Below are 18,299 nucleotides of genomic sequence, written 5' to 3'. Positions count from 1 at the left end.
GTCAGCCTCCCGTGGTCAGGGATCGGATGGGTGGACGCGATGCGGCGTTCCACGTGGGGACGATGCTGGTGGCGACGGCGGCGACGATGCTCACGCCGACGGCGAGCAATGCGCCGAGCCCCAGTCCGACGTACGAAACACCCGTCGGTGCGAAACCGGCCAGTGCCGCCACGATTCCGGTGCCCGCAGCCAGCGCAGCGCCGAGCAGCGCACCCAGGATTGCCGCGACAGCAGGTTCGACGAGAAGCGCCGCCACCACGGGGCCGCGCGGGATGCCGTTGGCGCCGAGCACCCCCAGTTCGCGGGTGCGGTGCGCGACCGTTCTGGTGGTGGCGACCGCCACCTCGACGACGCCGACGAGCAGGACGGTCACCGCGATCAGGATCACGGCTCGATTGATGTCATCGGCGTGGCCCAAAGCCGCCGACTGCGAACGGATTCCCGACATCATCCCGAACACCAGCACCACCAGGAACGCTCCGGTGGCGGTCGTGAGCACCGGCAACACCATTTCGCGGATCCGCCGGCGCGCGGACAGCACACCGTAGGACAGGCCCTTGCTGATCATCGTCACCTCGCCCCGAGGAGGTCGACCGGACGCTGCTGCAGCAACCGGTGCACCGGTACCAGGGCCCCGACTATGGCCATCGCCGGCAGAAATGCCGCCACCATGGCCGCGGCCTGGGCCCAGGCGGTCGGTGTCGCGATACCCGGAATCACCAGCGCCACCGCAACACCCGCGCCGACGACACCGACCACATAGGCGACCACGAACACCATCGCCGACTCGACCAGGAAGAAGTAGAGCACCTCGTCGGCCAGGCCGATGCTGCTCATGATGCCGAACTCGCGTTTGCGTTCGGCCACCGCGGCGAGGAACGACGACACCGCGATGACGAAGCCGAGCACGAGCCCGACGGTCGAGATCAGACCGAGGGTCGAGCTCGTGACCTTGCCTGAGAACAGCGCCGAAAACTTCTGCTCGAACGTCAGCGGACCGGATCCGCCCACGGTGTCGTAGATCAGGCCGGAGCCGCCGGCCTCGGGCAGGACCGATGGGTCGGCGGTGGATGGCAGACCGACGGCCGCACCGAAAGTCTTGGCCAGCTCACGACTGTGTTCTTCACCGGCAGGCGCGTAGACCCTCCACCACCCGTGGTCACCCACCAGGGATCGCGCCAGCGCCGAGGACACGGTCATCGACTGACCGGTGCCTGCGACGTTCACCGTGAGTGACCGGCCGCCGAGATCTATCACGTCGCCGGTTGCGACGCCCAGCCGGTCCGCCAGCCCGGTACCCAAATTCGCTTGCCCGGAGGGTGTTTCATCGGTGCCGCGCAGCGCCACGCTGGTGTCGCCGACCATCGCGACACCGGACCGGGTCTGCACCGCACGCCATCCGTCGGGCACCGTGATCGCCGGTGCCGGGCCGTCGGCCACGAGCGCCTGAACATCGCTGTCGTAGTGCACACCGGCCGCGGGCACGGCCCACAGCTGCGCACCGCCGAGGACATCGGTGACCGAATCGGCGCCGGTGATGGCGAAGCTCGACGAGATGGTCCGGACGACCGTCACACACGCGATCGCCAGGGCGATGCCGAGTACCGACAGCACGAACCGTTCCGGCCGGCGGCGAATGTTCGCCAGCGCGAACCGGATCAGACACCCGAAGGTGTTGCCGGTCGTCGTTGCGATCTCCGGCGATCGGCGGGCCGAAGTAGCCGTTTCCACAATGAGCGATGCTGCGAGCCACATGTTTCGCCCGCAGCAGTTCACGGTGTCGCGTGGGTTAACAGGGCCCGGCCGGCGTTACGACGTCATGTCGCCGCGACGACGAAATCCGTCGCCATCCTCGTCAGAGACGCGCAATATCCGCTTAGTTGACCGCTTTTCGGGCGCGTTTACGCCGAGGCGCCACCACCGAATCCTGGATCCGACGCCACGGCTGCGCTTCCTCCAGTTCGTAGGCGAGCTCCAGTAGCCGCGCCTCGCGGCCCACCGTCGTCGACAACATCATTCCGACCGGGAGCCCAGTTGCCGTCTGCGCCAACGGCAGTGAGATGGCGGGGTCACCGGTGGCGTTCTGCAGCGGCGTGAACGCCACCCAGTCGATGAGCCGCTCGATGATCTGTTCGTAGTCCGCGGTCGGATCGAGCCGGCCGATCGGCAACGTCGGTTCGGCGAGCGTCGGCATGAGAACCGCGTCATAACTGTTGGACAGCCGCTCGGTGATGCGCCGGGTCCGGGCCAGCCTGGTGATCGCCACCGGCAGGCGGTAGAGATTGCGGCCGGCGAAACGCTCGAGCCCGAGGGTCAGGTTGTCGAGGCGGCCGCGGTCGAAGCTCGGACCGAATGTGCGAGTTCCGCCGCGCACCAAGGCATATGCGAGAAACGCCCAGTAGAGCAGGAAGTCGTCTTTGAAACTGGCCGGGACCGGGTTGCCGATTGGCATGATCCGATGGCCGAGCTCTTCGAGCAGCGCCGCGGTCTTGAGGGTGAGCTCACGCATCTCCGGGCTGGCCTCCCGGGCGATCGACTGTGTGCACACCGCGATACGCAGCCGCTGCTTGCCGGGCCGGCTGACATCTCCGATCGGTGGCAGCTTGGGATTGCGGTACACGCGCTCCATCTCGCGGTAGAGCGCGGCGGTGTCGCGGACGGAGCGGGTCACCACTCCGTCGGACACGATGCGCAGCGGCATCCGTCGGAGATTCGCGTCCTGCGGGAGCCGGCCACGCGACGGTTTGAGCCCCACGAGACCGTTGCAGGCCGCCGGGATCCGAATTGACCCACCGCCATCGTTCGCATGCGCGATCGGCACCACGCCGGCCGCGACGAACGCGCCAGAACCCGACGACGATGCGCCCGCGGTGTAGTCGGGGTTCCACGGATTGCGCACCGGCCCGAGCCGGGGATGCTCACACGAGGCGCTGAAGCCGAATTCCGACAGCCGGGTCTTGCCGAGCGGCACCAGGCCGGTGGCGAGATAGGCCCGGGCGAAATCGCCGTGGGCGGGTTCGGGCCGCGGCTCCCAGGCATCGGTACCCGACATGGTCGGCATACCCTCGACCGCGACGTTGTCTTTGACGAACGTCGGTACGCCGTCGAAAAAGCCGCCGTACGGGCTGGGCGCCGCGCCCCGCGCATGGGCCCGGTCGAAGGCTTCGAACGCCAGCCCGTTCAGGGTGGGGTTGACGGCCTCGACCCGCGTCACGGCCGCTTCGATGAGGTCGGCGGCCGATACCCGGCTGGCGCGCAGTTCCTCGACCAGGCCGACCGCGTCATGATCGCCCAGAGCATCGTCGCCGAAGGCGCTGATTACACTCATGCGCCGACGGTACCAAGTGGTACCGCTGCCGCCACCCTCTCCAATGCGGCGAGATGAGCGTCGACGGTGTCCAGACCCGCGCCCATGGTGTTGACCGAGACGTGCGATGCGCCCGCCGCGGCCCAGGCCGACAACTCGCGTGCGGCCCGCTCGGCATCACCGCTCCAGGTCACCCGGCCCTCCATTCCGATGGATGCCGGGTCGCGGCCGGCAGCCAGGGCCGCCCGCTCGACATGTGCCCGGGCTTCGTCGAGCTTGGTGCCCGGCGCCACCATCGGGAACCAGCCGTCGCCCAGCCGGCCCGCGCGCTCAAGCGCACGCTCGGTGGCGGCACCGAACCACACCGGGATCGGTCGCTGGACCGGCAGCGGCGCCAGCCCGGCCCCGGTGACCCGGTGGTATCGGCCGTCGAAGGTCACTGTCGGCTCGGTCCACAGCCGCCGCATCAGCTCGACCTGCTCCTCCGAACGCTTGCCGCGGTTACCGAACGCTTCGCCGAGCGCCTCGTATTCGACTGCGTTCCAACCCAACCCGACACCGAGGCGCAGTCGTCCACCGGTGAGCAGATCGACTTCGGCGGCCTGCTTGGCCACCAGCACGGTCTGCCGCTGGGGCAGGATGATCACCCCGGTCACCAGTTCCAGTGTGGTCACCGCGGCGAGATAGCCGAACATCACGAACGGCTCGTGGAACGTCGTGCGGATGTCGTAGGGCCCGGCCCAGCCCTGGTGCACGGCCGGGTCAGCCCCGACGACGTGGTCGTAGGCCAGGATGTGGGCGTATCCCAGCTCTTCGACCCGCTGTCCGTAGGCCCGTACGGCACCCGGGTCTCCGCCGAGTTCGGTCTGGGGAAAGACGACTCCTATGCGCATGGCATCTCCAACAACCGTTCCCGGCGATCCCATCCAAAGGCAAAACCCCGCGTCTCCGGGATCGCCGGATCTGACGCGGGGTTTTACGTTGAGCGGTTGGTGCGCCGCTCAGGTCTTCTCGCTAGGCCTGGCCGACCTCGAACCGGACGAACCGGGTCACGGTCACGCCTGCCTCGTCGAGCAGTGCCTTGACGGTCTTCTTGCTGTCGGACACCGACGGCTGATCGAGCAGCACGACGTCCTTGTAGAAGCCGGTCACGCGACCCTCGACGATCTTGGGCAGTGCCTGCTCGGGCTTGCCCTCTTCCTTCGCGGTCTCCTCGGCGATGCGACGCTCGTTGGCGACGATGTCCTCCGGCACGTCCTCACGGGTGAGGTACTTGGCCTTCAGCGCGGCGATCTGCAGCGCGACCGCGTGCGCGGCCTCCTGCGAATCACCGGTGTACTCGACGAGCACGCCGACGGCAGGCGGCAGGTCAGCGGCCCGCTTGTGCAGGTAGGTCTCGACCTGACCGTCGAAGTAGGCAACGCGCCGCAGCTCGAGCTTCTCGCCGATCTTGGCCGACAGGTCCGCGATGGCCTGCTCGACGGTGGTGTCACCGGCCTTGGCGGCCTTCAGCGCGTCCACATCGGCGGCCTTCGAGGCTGCCGCGGCGGCCACGACCTGGTCGGCCAGTGCCTGGAACTCGGCGTTCTTGGCGACGAAGTCGGTCTCGGAGTTGAGCTCGATCAACGCGCCGTCCTTGGCCGCGACCAGACCCTCGGCGGTCGCGCGCTCAGCGCGCTTGCCGACGTCCTTGGCGCCCTTGATGCGCAGCAGCTCGACGGCCTTGTCAAAGTCGCCGTCAGCCTCGACCAGCGCGTTCTTCGAGTCGAGCATGCCGGCGCCGGTCAGCTCCCGAAGTCGCTTGACGTCGGCAGCGGTGTAGTTAGCCATGTAAGCCTTCCCCTGAAAAATTACGAAGCGTCAGTGGATGATTCGGTGGAGGTCGCACCACCGGCCGGGCTGTCGGCAGCACCGGCGGTCGCACCGGCCAGCAGCTCCTGCTCCCACTCGGCGAGCGGCTCGGCGCCCTCCTCGGGCTTCTCGCCGCTGCCCTGGCCGGCCCGGGCCTGCAGACCCTCGGCCACCGCGGAGGCGATCACCTTGGTGAGCAGGGCCGCCGAACGGATGGCGTCGTCATTGCCCGGGATCGGGTAGTCGACGACGTCGGGATCGCAGTTGGTGTCCAGGATCGCGATGACCGGGATACCCAGCTTGCGGGCCTCGCCGACGGCGATGTGCTCCTTGTTGGTGTCGACGACCCAGATGGCCGAAGGCACCTTCTGCATGTCGCGAATACCGCCGAGGCTGCGCTCAAGCTTGTTCTTCTCACGCGTGAGCATGAGGATTTCCTTCTTGGTGCGGCCCTCGAAGCCACCGGTCTGCTCCATCGCCTCGAGCTCCTTGAGGCGCTGCAGACGCTTGTGCACGGTGGAGAAGTTGGTGAGCATGCCGCCCAACCAGCGCTGGTTCACGTAGGGCATGCCGACGCGGGTCGCCTCGTCGGCGATGGATTCCTGCGCCTGCTTCTTGGTGCCGACGAACAGAACGCTGCCGCCGTGGGCGACGGTTTCCTTGACGAACTCGTACGCCTTGTCGATGTAGGTCAGCGTCTGCTGCAGGTCGATGATGTAGATGCCGTTGCGGTCGGTGAAGATGAACCGCTTCATCTTGGGGTTCCAGCGACGGGTCTGGTGCCCGAAGTGGGTGCCGCTGTCGAGCAGCTGCTTCATGGTTACAACAGCCATGAGTCCATGGTTCCTTTATGTCGGTTGTCGCCCGGCGTCGGGTGATGCCGGGCCCTGGTGCCTACTGGTTGCCGGACCCGACTGGGAACTCCCAGGTCAGGACCGCCGGCATCCGGGTACGACCCCGATAAGGCGGCCGTGGCGCAGACACGCGAAGTCAGCCCGCTCGGGCGAGCTGCGGATTGAAGTTTACACGCTGAACAGGGGTGCTTTTACCACGCAGCAGGTGCAGCTCGGCGACGGCTAAGCCATCCGGACGATCTGGCGGATCGCCCGACCGTCGGCGAGATCATCCATGGCCGCGTTGATCTGACCGAGCTCTATTTCGGCTGTGACGAGCCGCTCGATGGGCAGAAGGCCGTCCCGCCAGAGCCGGACGAAAACCGGGATGTCGCGATCGGGCACCGCCGAACCGAGGTAGCTGCCGACGATGGTTCGCGCCTCTGCGGTGATCAGCAGCGGTGATACCGCCGCCATTGCTGACGGTGCGGGCAGTCCGACGGTGATTGTCCGTCCGCCCGCTGTCGTCAAGGCGAGGGCGGTCTCGAAGGCACGCGGGTGACCGGCGGCTTCGATCACGACCGGCGCTCGTATGCCGCGTTCCGTGGCCCGCTGTGGGGTGAGCACCTCCGTCGCGCCGAGGTCGCGGGCCAGTGCGAGCTTCGTCTCGACGTTGTCAACCGCGATAACGTCGTGGCCCAGGGCCAACGCCGTCATCACGGCCGCCATTCCCACGCCGCCGAGACCGACAACAGCGATGGGCTCACCGGCCCGCGCGTTGCCGTCGTTGAGTACCGCACCGCCGCCGGTGAGCACGGCACAACCCAGCAGCGCCCCGACGGAAGGCGGGATATCTGGATCGATCGGAACGACAGATCGCCGGTCCACCACTGCGTGGGTCGCGAATGCCGACACCCCGAGATGGTGGTGCACCAGACCGCCATTACGCGCCAGGCGAGTTCCTCCGTTCATCAGTTCACCGGAGGCGTTGGCGCCGCTCCCCCGGCCACACGGGATCCGGCCGCCGCTACGGCAGCCCTCACATTGACCGCACCGCGGCAGGAATGTCATCACCACGCGTTGACCCGGATGGATATCGGCAACGCCGTCCCCCACCGCCTCGACCAGGCCGGTGCCTTCGTGCCCCAAGAGCATCGGCAAGGGGCGGGCCCGGTTGCCGTCGACGACCGAAAGGTCCGAGTGACACACGCCGGCCGCGTCGATGGCGACGCGGATCTCGCCGGCGCGCGGCTCCGACAGATCGAGTTCGGTGATGGCAAGCGGCGCACTGGCCCGGTAAGGCCGGTCCGCCCGGCTATGGTCCAAGACGGCACCAACGATCCTCATACAGCCCTCATGCGGCGCTGTGCCGGTGCAGGAGTTCGGCGGCCGTGGGTGCATCGACATCGTCGTGGACCACGGCCATCAAGGCGGCGACCATAGCGGCGGGATTCGGATGTTGAAAGATGTTCCTCCCGTACACAATTCCGATAGCACCCTGCCGCATGATCGCTACGGTTCGCTCGAGAATCTCGGTGTCCGGGGCGCGTCCACCACCGCGAACGAGTACTGGAACCCCAGAGGCTGCGGTGATCACCCGGTGAAACTCGGCAGGCACGCTGCACGGATCAGCCTTGATGACATCAGCGCCCAGTTCCGCTGCCTGTCGAACCAGAGCGGTGATCCGGTCGAGATCTCCATCGACCTGATAGCCGCCTGCAGTCTCATTCGGAGCCATCACCAGCGGTTCCACCATCAGTGGCATACCGACACGCTCACATTCCTCCCGCAGCGCGCCGACATTGCGCACGCACTGGCTGTGGAGTTCGGGCTGATCCGGAAGTAGCAACAAGTTCGCCACCACGCACGCCGCGTCGATGCGTAGCGCCGTCGTGACGGCCCCCGGCAGCAACTCGCAGGACGGTGAGCGCGGCACGGCAGCGCCATAGACATTGGACACATCGGTGCGCAACACCAGCCTCGGGTCCGCTGAACTGCGCCGCCCGGCCAGGAGGCGAGCCATCCCCGGGGTAAGTTGGATCGCGTCCGGACCGGCGGCGCGCAAGGTCTCCAATGCCGCCCGCATGTCGCTGATCCCGCCCAGCAATGCAGGCTCGTTGACCGCACCATGATCAATCGCGACATCGAGCAGTCGTCCGTCCTCGCCCAGTAGCCTTTGCAGACGAGGAAGCAAGTCTGCGTTGCTCATTCGGCCGGGTACGTCGAGTACGAGCCTTCGGGCAGTTGCAATCGCGGGCAGTTGCCCAGCTCGAAGATGAAGTCGAGCTTGGGTTCGGTGTCCATGTAGTAGTGCACGTCTACGTCGAACCAGCCCGTCTGCAGCACGCCGATCCCCTTGGCGGCGTAGTCGTCGATCACCGCGTCCAGATCACGTTCGGAGATCTTCTCCTTGATGTGATGCAGGCCCTCCCCGCGACGTTGCAGAAACTCCTCGTAGATCGTGGGCCCGTACACCGGCTGGATCAGTTCGAAATCGATGTCTCCCACCGTGGCAATGGCTATGAGGAACTTGAACGGAACGGTCACCGGTTGAGCACCAACCTTGAGGTCTCGCACCGAATCCTCGGTGAACGTGAGAACCGTCCACGGGCCGATCCCCAAGTTTTCCACCCAGGCTTTCATGCTTCTCTCCAGATCGCGTGTAACTAGCGCGATCTGGAATATCTTGCGATCCGCGTTGCGTCGCCGCAGTTCGTCGGCAGTCAGGGATGCGGTCATCGTTGTGCCTTTCAGTGTGTCGAGGTTTGCATGTGGTGTCGAGCGAGCCAGTCGGCCATCTCGCGAAAAATGAGCGCAACCGAGATTGCGCCGGGGTCGGGGAAGCCAAGCGAACGCAAACCGAGGGCCGCAGACTTTCCATGCCTCGCTGTCATGGTTCGGGTCGCCTCCGCGCCCGCCTCCGCCGCCAGAGCGGCTTCCTTGAGCGCCTGCGCCACTGGAGTTTCCGCGGATTGCTTACGCAATGCCTCGACAACCGGGATGACGGCATCCAGCATGGTTTTGTCGCCCGGCTGCGCTCCGCCGCGACGCTGAATCTCTGCGACACCGGCGTCGAGATGGTCTGCCAAAGCCGCCGTCGTCAACGGTCCCGCAAAGGATGAGGTTCTGGCGCTTCGAAACAGCGTTCCGAACACGACGCCGGAGGCCCCGCCCATGGATTCGATCAGGGTTGTGCCTACCCCGACGAGAATCTCGTGCGGGCTGGCGCTCGCCGGACAGCGCCGGAGATGGTCGCGGGCCGCCCGGAATCCGCGCGCCATACCCTGGCCATGGTCTCCATCACCGATTTCGCGGTCTGCGCGTGCCAACAGTTCCTCGCTGAGGATCATCCGCTCGCACACCGCCGTCAGCATGCCGATGACGTCGGTTGTCTCGATCGCTGGAGCGCTCATGTCGACACTCCTGCGAATGTCGCGTGGGCCTCGCGGTGATACAACTGCGCGAGGTCCTCGTCCAGCTCGAAGAGGGTGATCGAAAACCCGTGCATCTCTTGGCTTGTCGCGTACTCACCGATGTGGGTATCGGCGATATCGATTGACTCTTCGGCGAGCCGGTGCAACAGTCGACGGCTCACAATCAGCAACTCGGCGCGAGTCGTGGCCCCCAGACCATTCACCAGAACTGCGACAGAGTGGTCGCGATTCAGCGGGCGGTCGGCGAAGAGCAACTCGAGCATCTTGTCAGCTGTCGCGTCCGCGCCAAGGAAGTCACCTGCCCACACCCCTTTTTCACCGTGCATGCCCATGCCGATCTCGAGGCGGCCCGCTGCCACGACGAGGGTCGGTTCGCTCGAGCCCGGAATCGTGCCACCGGCCCCTGCGACTCCGATGCTGCGGGTGTGATCGACGGCTCGCTGCGCGATCGAGGCGACTGCGTCGAGATCGTCTCCCCGCGCCGCAGCGGCTGCAGCGATCCGAGTGGCGAAATACCCTCCGGCGATACCGCGACGGTCATTGCGACGTTCCAACGGCGCGGAAGCGACGTCATCAGTGATCCGGACGGTACGCGTCGCAATTCCATCGGCTTCGAGTTCTTCGGCAGCCAGGTCGAAATTGAGTCTGTCCCCCGCGTAATTGCCGTACATGAACAACACTCCGTGGCCTCGGTGCGCCGCAGCGGCCACCGTGACAATCGACATCGGATTGGGCGCGGCAAATACGTCACCCTGGCAGACCGCGTCTGCCAGACCATCTCCGACGTATTCCAGCCACACCGGTTCATGGCCGCTCCCTCCGCCGACGAGCACAACGACCCGTTCGGTGAGGTCTCGGCGAATCAGACCGAGAGTTCCTGGAACACGGGTTATTCGAGCAGTGTGGGCAGCCGCGTAGCCTTCGAGAGTCTCAGCCGCGACGTCACTGGGTTTGTTGATGAACTTTCGCATGAGCATGTCTCGTTTCTGATCACTGGCGTGCGGCCAGGTACTCCCTGACGGCGTCGACGTCGTGGCGGTTGAATTCGGGCGACGGCGTGTAGTGCAGATATTCACCGGTGTCTTTGCCGTCGCGGGTTGCAGTCGCAACGGCGATCACCTCGTCGGCCCATGCGGCGGCATCCTGGCCGGTGGTGTGTTCGACGATGGCGGGTTCGGCAAGCAACAACTGCGCGACAGTCGGATTGATGCCGATACCGAAAACTGCAACCTCGCCCTGAAGCCCGCGCGCTTCCACAGCTTTGGCAGCTGCCACGATGCCGTCCTCGTTCTCCGCGATCAACACGTCGATATCCGGATGTGCGGCGAGCATTGCGGTGGCAACGGGCGTCGCGGCGTCCACCACGTACCCTTCCTGGGCAGTGACCGTCTGCACGTCCAGTGCGGCAAGTGCCTCATCCAGACCAGCGCGTCGGTCCTTACACACGTCGTACGTCTCGCAGGTCAGGTAGGCAATCTTCGCGGGCCCCGGCCGATCGCCCAAATAGTGCGCCACCGCACGTCCGGTGCTCGTGCCGAGTCCCTTCTGGTCGTTGGTGACGAACGCTTCGGTGAGTTGTTCATCGAGCGGTGCTGCGAGGCACGTGTTGTAACAGACCACCGGCACGCCGGCATTGTCGAGCCTGCGGATCGCGGCCGCCGACCCGGTCGCGCTCGCCACGCTGGTCACGACCAGATCCACACCCTTGGTGGCGAAACCGCTGAGTACCTGGTTTTCCTTGGTCACGTCGTTGTTGATATCGGCGATGTCGAACGAAATCCCGTTCTCCTGGCCGATTTCGTTGAGCCGGTCGACAAACTCCGAGAAGGTTCCGGTGGGAAACAACGTCGTCACGCCGACGGTGTACGTACCGTCTGGTGCACCATCTCCACTGCCGGCTTGGCACCCACAGGCGACCGCCGCCGCTGCCGCCACAGCGGCCATCCGAGCGAATCTCATTGATTTACATGCCTTTCGATGCGAGAGCACCGCTTGCGACGCGTTTCCACGCTCTGCGGTGTTCGATTCTTCGTTCTAGTGAACGAGATATAGAACACCATAAAGGCGCTGAGTGACCACCGTCAACCCTTCACCGAGTGGTGATTAAGCGCGGGATGCGAGTTCGTGCGCGAGTCGGCCGATCGCGGCCGCGTCGGTCGCGTGCCTCGCGCTTCCTTGAGCTCGGACGACACCGACTGCGGCGAGCGGACGGCCGTCAACCACGACCACAGCCGCGGTGCCGGCGAGCGTCATCTCCTCGACACCTTCGTTAGAAGCCCATCCGCGTGTACGACATGCTTTGCGGGCCAACAGCAGTCGGTCGGCGTCAAAAATCAGCCCGCTGGGTGATGCGGCCGGTTCGTTCTGGTACAGCCGGTCGACCACAACGTCCGGCAGGTCGGTCAACAGGGCGATCCCCGTTGCCGTAGACCACGCGGGCAAGCGCATGCCGGGCGTGAGGGTGAGCGGCAGTGGCCTATCCCCCTCACGCACGGCGACGTGCGCGATGTCGCCACCCACGAGCACCGCAAGCACGACCGCGGCGCCGTCCAATTCGCTGATGCGCGCGCACGCTGGCCGGAACTCCTCGATCAATCTGGTGCCCCCGACGAAACCTCTGGCGATCTCGGCAATTCGCACACCAAGCCGTACCGTCCCCTGCTCGTCACGAGTCACCGCCCTCTCCAGGAGCAACGTCGACACCAGATCGGAAACAGAACTCTTCGCAGTACCGAGCCGCCGAGCAAGCTCAGGAACCGAAACCCCGTGCGGGTTGGCCGCAAGCTCGGCCAACACCCGAGCGGCGCGATGGACGGCAGGTGAACCAGGGCTCGTCATGTGGCGTCCCACGGGACATAGTCATCGACATCCGGCGTGATGAGCCGCGGCGCCAGCAGCCGAAGGCGAGAGGTGAGGGCAAGCCCCGAGATCACATCGGCAGCCACCGACAGTCCGACGCGGGCCATCTCGGCCGGGTCCTGCGCCGCGGTCGCGATCAGGCCGGCATCTCGATCCAAAAGGGCTGCGGCACGCTGTGATCCGTCGACGCTGACGATCGGAATTCGCAGACCTGCCTCTTGGACCGCACTCAGCACGCCGAGGGAAGTGGGGTCGTTGATGCCGAAAAAGCCGTCGATCGGACCGGATTCAGCGAGAATGCGACGGGCCACGGTACGTCCCGAGGCTTCCGAGTGGTCACCGCGTCGGCGACTGACGATCACGATGTCAGGGTAGTCACGCAATGCCGACACGAATCCGGCGACGCGGTCGGCGGTAGCCGTCACGAACGTACCGTCGACGATCGCGACCCGGCCCCGTCCTCCGATGGATGTGGCGAGATATCGACCGACCATCGCGCCGGCCGCGACGTTGTCGGTTGTCACCGTCGCGTCAGCGCCCTCGGCGCCTACGTTGAGCGCGACTACCGGCACCCCTGAATCCCTGCTGCGGGCAACCGCCGCGCCGACGCCGACGGAGTCCACGCTGTCGAGCAACAACGCCTGTACACCGTCGGCCACCAGACCGTCGATCTGCTCGGCCTGACGCCCCAGATCCTGTTCCGCATCGCGGATCTCGACGTCGATCGCCTGGGCCGACGCGACCGCCTTGATCGCGGCGACCTCGGCGACGAAAAATGGGTTGTCGAGGTTTTGCACACAGACACCGACACGGGTCATCCGCACCGGCTGCCGCCCGTAGGCCGCTGCCAACTCGATGACGGCCAGCCCGAGGCCATAGTTGCCATCTGACATCGTGAGCAACCGTTGGTCGACCAGGGCCTGACATATCCCGAGCAGGCTGCTCTTCGGGAGCACGACCCGTCGAGATAGTTCGGACAGCGTGGCCGGACCACGCACAGCGATTTCCGACAACACTTGAAATGCCCGGCCGACAGCCGGCACGCGCGGCGATGCGCCCGGCTCCATGCCCACGCCGTCAGGATACGAGCCGAGCAGGCCCCATCCGGTTAGGGACGCACATTCTCACGTATCCAGCTGGTGACAGAGCCGTGCTTGGGTCGCCAACCAAGTTGGTCCCGGGGCGCTCGGCCCCGCACCCGGCTGTTGGAGCCTAATGCGTAGACCGCGGGCTCAAAGCCCCACTCGGTGATCGCCTCAGCCACCGACATCGCGCTCGGCTGCGGCAACCGCAAGGCCGCTGCGATCGCCTCCGTGATGGCCCGGAAACTCGCCTCACCGTTCTCTACGAAGAAGAAGGAACCGGGGGCTGCCTTGTCCAGCGCCAGCAGGTACAGATCGCACGCATCGCTGAGTGAGACGTTGGACCACACGTTCAGACCTCGCCCGACGTGCCGCACCACACCGCTTCTCCGGGCTGTCTCGACAAGCCGAGGTATCTGTACGCTGTCTCGCCGCACACCCTCGCCGGTCCCGTACACCATCGAGTTACATAACACGACCGAACGGATGTTGCGCTCCCGCGCTGCCAGCACTCGGCGATCGATGGCGACTCTCGCTTGCTTGTCTTCGGCAGGCACCCAACCGCTGTCGCCGACGACATCTGCCTCGGTGTAGACGGCCTGCTGCGGCTCACCTCCGGATGCCTCGCCGACGATGCTCGATCCGCTGGTGTGCAGGAACGGTTTACCGCTGCCATCGAGAGCATCGAGGAGAACGTCGACGGCGTCAGCGTGGTCGCTGTCGGCGGCGTTGATGACAGCATCGGCGGCGCGTGCTTCCGCTGCGAGGATCTCTGCGTCGTCGAGGTGGCCGAGCACGGGCTCGATACCGGCGGCAACAAGGGCCTCGACATGGTCGGCGGACCTGATGAGCCCACGCACTTGGTGTGTTGACGCCAAGCGGACGGCAAGCGTGCCACCAATGAATCCGGTTGCGCCGGTGATGAATATCCGCATGATGCTCTATCTCCCGACTCGTGGACGCATGCCGCTGACTAGCACGGCGAGGAGGACGATCAGTCCGTTGGCCACGTACTGGGCATAGCTGTTGACTCCGAGCAACACCATGCCGTTGTTGAGGACGCCGATGAAGACGACACCGATCAGTGTGCCGACCATCGAGCCGCGGCCCCCGTAGAGGTTGGCGCCACCGACGATAACCGCCGTGATAACCGCGAACTCGACCCCGCGACCGATCGTCGGGTTACCGGCACCCAGCTGCGAAGTTTGCAGAACCGCCGAGATCGCGGCGAGCACGCCGGTGAGACCGAACAGCATGGTGCGGATGCGGGCAACCGGAATCCCCGACAGCCGCGCAGCCTCTGGGTTTCCGCCGATCGCGTAAACGGCTCGACCGAACGCGGTTCGGTTGGCGATCAACCAGAACACAGCGAAGGTGAGGACCATGACCAGCGCCGGAATCGGGATCCCGAGAAGCGTACCGTTGCCCCACTCCGCGAAGCCCGCGTCGATGATCGGCAGTGGGACAGCGTTGGTCAAGATCAACGCCGCGCCGCTGAGCGCCGAGAACAACGCCAGCGTCACGATGAATGACGGCACATTCAGCCAGGCCCGGGTCGCACCGGCTGCGGCGCCGATCGCTGCGCCGGTGAGGCAAACCGCCGGTGCGGCCAGCCAAAGCGGCAACGCCTGCTGTACCGCGAGCACACCGAAAAGCGCCGAGCCGAAGGCGATTGCAGAGCCAACGCTGATGTCGATCTCACCGGCGACAATCACCAATGTCATGCCGAACGCGATGATCCCGGTGAATGACAGTTGGCGGGCGACATCGAGAAGGTTCGCGGAGGTGAGGAAGTTCGGTGCCGTCGCGGACAGCACGACAACCAGCACGCTGAGAACACCGAGCAACCCGAGATGTTGCCCACCGCAATGCCGCACCGTCGTCAGGATCGCCTTCCTGCGAGACGGCGAGTTGGAATCGCTTCCTGTCGGTGGGACAACCGGACCACTGAACACCGCTGTCATTGTTTGCCTCCCATTGCGAGTGCCAACACTTCCGATGGCGTGGCCGCGTCGGTCGCGCGTTCCGCCACGACCCGGCCTGCGCCGAGGACAACGATGCGGTCGCAGACGTGAAACAGTTCCTCGGTCTCGGACGAGACGACGATGGTGCTCACGCCATCCGCTGCCAACTCACGGATCACTTGGTATATCTGCTCTTTGGCTTCGATGTCGATGCCCCGCGTTGGTTCGTCGAGCAGCAACAACCGCACCCCCGCGTTGAGCCACTTGCCGAGAATCACCTTCTGTTGATTGCCACCCGAGAGCGTTCCGACCGCAGAGCGCAGTGAGGGCGCTTTCACCGCCAGGCGCGCGCTGCTCGATACCGCGAGTTTCTTTTCAGCTCTGCGCGACAGCAATCCTCGGCGCGACAGCCGCTCCAGCACCGCCAGTACCAGGTTGGCACCGACCGACATGCCCAAGACAACACCATCACGTTTCCGATCCTCGGGTGTGAAGCCGATGCCGGTGTTTATGGCCTCCTTTGGCGACCTAGGTGCGTAACTGCGCCCCTCGAGGACCATCCGGCCGGCATCGGTGGGGTCAAGGCCGAACAGGCAGCGCAGGATTTCGGTACGGCCTGAGCCCAATAGGCCTGCGATACCGAGGACTTCGCCGCGGTGCAGAACGAAGTCCACGCCATTGACGCGATCCCCGGAGCACAAACCTTCGACGGCAAGGACGACGTCATTCGACAGTTTCCCTGATGCCGTACGGGGCGAATGCGTTGCACCGCCGGTCATCATGCGGACAATGTCGTCAGTTCCCGCATCATCGATCGGCCGCGTCTCGACGAGCCTGCCGTCACGGACCACCGTCACCGAATCCGCAACGAGTGGGATCTCGTCCATTCGATGCGAAACGTAGATCACCGATATGCCTGAATCCGTCAGACGCCGAATGAGTTTGATCAGCACGTCGACTTCTGCAGCCGGCAACGAGCTGGTGGGCTCGTCCAGAATCAGCACCCGGCTACCCAACGAGACGGCGCGGGCTATCTCCACGCTCTGCTGCGCCGCAATGCTCAACGACTTGATCCTGGCTCGCGGGTCGATCGCAAGATCCAGCGCGGCCAAGTGTTCGCAGGCTTGGGCGACGATCGCCGACGGCGATATGAATGGACCGACCGCGCCTGCCGCGCGCCAACGGCCGAGCAGGAGGTTGTCGGCGACAGTGAGCTCGGGCACGAGGCTGAGTTCCTGGTGCACGGTGGCGATGCCCAATTCACGCGCACGCCGCGGCGAAGTGATGACGGCGGGCTCACCGTTGAGATGAATTGCGCCCTCGTCAGGGCGTTCGGCGCCCGAAAGGATTCTGACGAGAGTCGACTTGCCTGCCCCGTTCTTGCCGAGGAGCGCCCGTACTTCGCCTGGCTCCAACGACAAGTCGAACCCGTCCAGTGCACGCACACCCGGGTAGCGCTTGGATACGCCGCGGACTTCCAGGCGAGAACTCATGGCATCTCCGTTCATTATTTCGCTCACTAGAACGAAATCATGAACGAACGCTAGAGTGAGTCGTCCATCGATGTCAAGCACTGCCGACACCGGCCCCATTGCCAAGGAGGCACCAGTGAGTAACCCGTCAAACGAGCATGTGATTCGGCAGTTCGTCGCGGCGATCGAATCAGGCGACACCGCTACCCTGGCGGCGATTCTCGCGCCCGATGCGACGTGGCACCTGCACGGCAGGCTGCCGGTCGCTGGGCATTATGTAGGTCGGCAGGCGATACTCAATGACTTTCTGCGCCAAGGGCTAGGGCTGTACCGCGCCGGATCGCTCAAGCTCGACTTGACCCGAATCGTCTCCGACGGCGATGTGGTCGCGATCGAATGGCATGCCGTCGGAACGAGTGTCGACGGCCGGGCCTACGACAACGAGTACGCGTTCTTCTTCACCGTCGAGCACTCGAGGATCACGTCGATTCGTGAGTACTGCGACACGCTGCACGTTTGCGACGCACTCTATGCGGCACACGGCTAGGCAGACCGGATTCCCGACCGTGTGAGCCAGCGCCGTCGTGCGGCTCGGACCGCATCACGCAGCGCGCCCGCCCCGCCCTGGTCAGTGCTGCACCAGGACGGGGCGGGCGCGTGCGGACGAAGTCAGGGCATCAGCCCCACTTGGCGCCTTCGGCTTGGTCGCGGGCGTTCATCGAGATGGTGTTGGTCTCATGGGTGGCCGCCATCGACCGGTAGGCACGCACCAGCTCCTCCATGGCCTGGTTCCACTGCGCCTGCCACGCCTGATAGGTCATCCCGGTATCACCCTGCCAAGCACTACCCAACGCCGCCTGCTCGGCAGCGATATCGGCACCCACCGCATGCAACGCACCCGAATAGGTGTTCATCTCGGCAGCATGCGCCAGCATCGCCGGGTAGTTGTACATGATCTGAGACATGAAAACTCCTATATCCGTTCGAGATCCGGTCAGATAGCGGTGTAAGTGCTGGCCGCGGCGGCATCCTGGGCCACATACGTACCGGCCGCATCACCCAAGTTCAGCTGAGCGATATCCAGCAACGCGTTGACCTTGGCCGACACCTCGACAAACCGCGCATGAGCAGCCTGAAACGCCGCCGACGCCTCACCCATGTGAAACGCCTGCGACGACATCGCCGCCTGCTCAGCCTGCGCGATCGTGCTGCGCATCAACGCAGCCTTGGCCCCGAACGCCGCCTCAGAGGCAACCAACTGGGGAATGTGAGCGTCCAACATGCTCATGGATGTTCCTTTCAGATCGATAACCGGTACACGTTCAGCGAGATGTGGTCTGGGTTCAGCGGCGCGGACCGCCTTCCGGCCCCTCTGGGGTGTCGTCGGGGTTCCACGTGCCCGGCAGCATCGGGCTGACCGGCCGATCGTCGAATCTGTCGCCCGACAACGTCGTCACCCCCGCCGCAGCCGCATCCGACCGCGCCGCCGTACCACTG

General features: G+C 65.4%; 21 protein-coding genes. 1 reads left to right on the top strand and 20 read right to left on the bottom strand.

All coding sequences use genetic code 11. The features are described from left to right. Position 1: 1 nt before the first annotated feature. From AWC31_RS29205 to AWC31_RS29125, 17 genes are all read right to left on the bottom strand, one after another. A complete protein-coding gene (locus AWC31_RS29205; RefSeq protein WP_085147889.1) occupies positions 2-568 on the bottom strand; it encodes an FtsX-like permease family protein in 567 nt (188 codons plus the stop codon). A gap of 2 nt (positions 569-570) precedes the next feature. Further along, positions 571-1,755 carry an FtsX-like permease family protein gene (locus tag AWC31_RS29200; RefSeq protein ID WP_085147887.1) on the bottom strand — a complete coding sequence of 395 codons (1,185 nt, stop codon included), beginning with the start codon at positions 1,753-1,755 and terminating at the stop codon, positions 571-573. A gap of 121 nt (positions 1,756-1,876) precedes the next feature. Next, positions 1,877-3,328 carry an amidase gene (locus tag AWC31_RS29195; RefSeq protein WP_085147885.1) on the bottom strand — a complete coding sequence of 484 codons (1,452 nt, stop codon included), beginning with the start codon at positions 3,326-3,328 and terminating at the stop codon, positions 1,877-1,879. Continuing rightward, on the bottom strand, positions 3,325-4,200 hold the full coding sequence (locus AWC31_RS29190; protein WP_085147883.1) for an LLM class F420-dependent oxidoreductase: 876 nt from the start codon (positions 4,198-4,200) through the stop codon (positions 3,325-3,327). The genes AWC31_RS29195 and AWC31_RS29190 overlap by 4 nt, the downstream gene beginning before the upstream one ends. Before the next feature lie 121 nt (positions 4,201-4,321). Further along, positions 4,322-5,137 carry a translation elongation factor Ts gene (gene tsf / locus AWC31_RS29185; RefSeq protein ID WP_067852284.1) on the bottom strand — a complete coding sequence of 272 codons (816 nt, stop codon included), beginning with the start codon at positions 5,135-5,137 and terminating at the stop codon, positions 4,322-4,324. A gap of 20 nt (positions 5,138-5,157) precedes the next feature. After that, a complete protein-coding gene (rpsB, locus tag AWC31_RS29180; RefSeq protein ID WP_067852282.1) occupies positions 5,158-5,991 on the bottom strand; it encodes a 30S ribosomal protein S2 in 834 nt (277 codons plus the stop codon). A 243-nt stretch (positions 5,992-6,234) separates the two neighbouring features. Continuing rightward, positions 6,235-7,338: an alcohol dehydrogenase catalytic domain-containing protein gene (locus tag AWC31_RS29175; RefSeq protein WP_085147881.1), complete on the bottom strand. Its 1,104-nt coding sequence runs from the start codon at positions 7,336-7,338 to the stop codon at positions 6,235-6,237. A 7-nt stretch (positions 7,339-7,345) separates the two neighbouring features. Then, positions 7,346-8,200 carry a class I fructose-bisphosphate aldolase gene (locus AWC31_RS29170; RefSeq protein ID WP_085147879.1) on the bottom strand — a complete coding sequence of 285 codons (855 nt, stop codon included), beginning with the start codon at positions 8,198-8,200 and terminating at the stop codon, positions 7,346-7,348. After that, complete coding sequence (locus AWC31_RS29165; protein ID WP_085147877.1) at positions 8,197-8,730, bottom strand: VOC family protein; 534 nt, start codon at positions 8,728-8,730, stop codon at positions 8,197-8,199. The genes AWC31_RS29170 and AWC31_RS29165 overlap by 4 nt, the downstream gene beginning before the upstream one ends. A gap of 11 nt (positions 8,731-8,741) precedes the next feature. Further along, positions 8,742-9,365, bottom strand: a complete 624-nt coding sequence (gene dhaL, locus AWC31_RS29160) for a dihydroxyacetone kinase subunit DhaL (protein WP_165766078.1) — start codon at positions 9,363-9,365, stop codon at positions 8,742-8,744. A 35-nt stretch (positions 9,366-9,400) separates the two neighbouring features. Further along, a complete protein-coding gene (locus AWC31_RS29155; RefSeq protein WP_165766077.1) occupies positions 9,401-10,396 on the bottom strand; it encodes a dihydroxyacetone kinase subunit DhaK in 996 nt (331 codons plus the stop codon). A gap of 19 nt (positions 10,397-10,415) precedes the next feature. After that, positions 10,416-11,279: a substrate-binding domain-containing protein gene (locus AWC31_RS29150; RefSeq protein ID WP_165766076.1), complete on the bottom strand. Its 864-nt coding sequence runs from the start codon at positions 11,277-11,279 to the stop codon at positions 10,416-10,418. Between the two features lie 249 nt (positions 11,280-11,528). Next, positions 11,529-12,263, bottom strand: a complete 735-nt coding sequence (locus tag AWC31_RS29145; protein WP_085147868.1) for an IclR family transcriptional regulator — start codon at positions 12,261-12,263, stop codon at positions 11,529-11,531. Beyond that, complete coding sequence (locus tag AWC31_RS29140) at positions 12,260-13,351, bottom strand: substrate-binding domain-containing protein (protein ID WP_085147866.1); 1,092 nt, start codon at positions 13,349-13,351, stop codon at positions 12,260-12,262. Before AWC31_RS29140 ends, AWC31_RS29145 begins: the two co-directional genes overlap by 4 nt. Positions 13,352-13,392: 41 nt before the next feature. Continuing rightward, complete coding sequence (locus tag AWC31_RS29135; RefSeq protein ID WP_085147864.1) at positions 13,393-14,301, bottom strand: NAD-dependent epimerase/dehydratase family protein; 909 nt, start codon at positions 14,299-14,301, stop codon at positions 13,393-13,395. A 6-nt stretch (positions 14,302-14,307) separates the two neighbouring features. Further along, on the bottom strand, positions 14,308-15,330 hold the full coding sequence (locus AWC31_RS29130; protein ID WP_085147862.1) for an ABC transporter permease: 1,023 nt from the start codon (positions 15,328-15,330) through the stop codon (positions 14,308-14,310). Continuing rightward, the gene (locus AWC31_RS29125) at positions 15,327-16,904 is read right to left on the bottom strand and encodes a sugar ABC transporter ATP-binding protein (protein ID WP_165766075.1); all 1,578 of its coding nucleotides are present in this window, start codon (positions 16,902-16,904) and stop codon (positions 15,327-15,329) included. The genes AWC31_RS29130 and AWC31_RS29125 overlap by 4 nt, the downstream gene beginning before the upstream one ends. Positions 16,905-16,938: 34 nt before the next feature. On the opposite strand from AWC31_RS29125, the gene AWC31_RS29120 reads away from it, so the two are divergent. Continuing rightward, entirely contained in the window at positions 16,939-17,349 is a 411-nt protein-coding gene (locus tag AWC31_RS29120; protein ID WP_165766074.1) for a nuclear transport factor 2 family protein, read from the top strand. 130 nt (positions 17,350-17,479) lie between these two features. On the opposite strand, the gene AWC31_RS29115 is transcribed toward AWC31_RS29120, so the two are convergent. The 3 genes from AWC31_RS29115 to AWC31_RS38000 form a co-directional block, all read right to left on the bottom strand. Then, positions 17,480-17,767, bottom strand: a complete 288-nt coding sequence (locus AWC31_RS29115; protein WP_067852580.1) for a WXG100 family type VII secretion target — start codon at positions 17,765-17,767, stop codon at positions 17,480-17,482. A gap of 29 nt (positions 17,768-17,796) precedes the next feature. Further along, positions 17,797-18,090, bottom strand: coding sequence for a type VII secretion system protein EsxG (gene esxG / locus AWC31_RS29110; RefSeq protein WP_085147856.1), 294 nt, complete (start codon positions 18,088-18,090; stop codon positions 17,797-17,799). Between the two features lie 55 nt (positions 18,091-18,145). Next, the coding region (locus tag AWC31_RS38000) for a PPW family C-terminal domain-containing PPE protein (RefSeq protein ID WP_234817046.1) at positions 18,146-18,299 on the bottom strand (154 nt) is incomplete at its 5' end.

Source organism: Mycolicibacterium wolinskyi, from assembly GCF_002101965.1.
Lineage (GTDB): Bacteria > Actinomycetota > Actinomycetes > Mycobacteriales > Mycobacteriaceae > Mycobacterium > Mycobacterium wolinskyi.
This window is presented reverse-complemented; position numbering and strand designations above follow the sequence as displayed.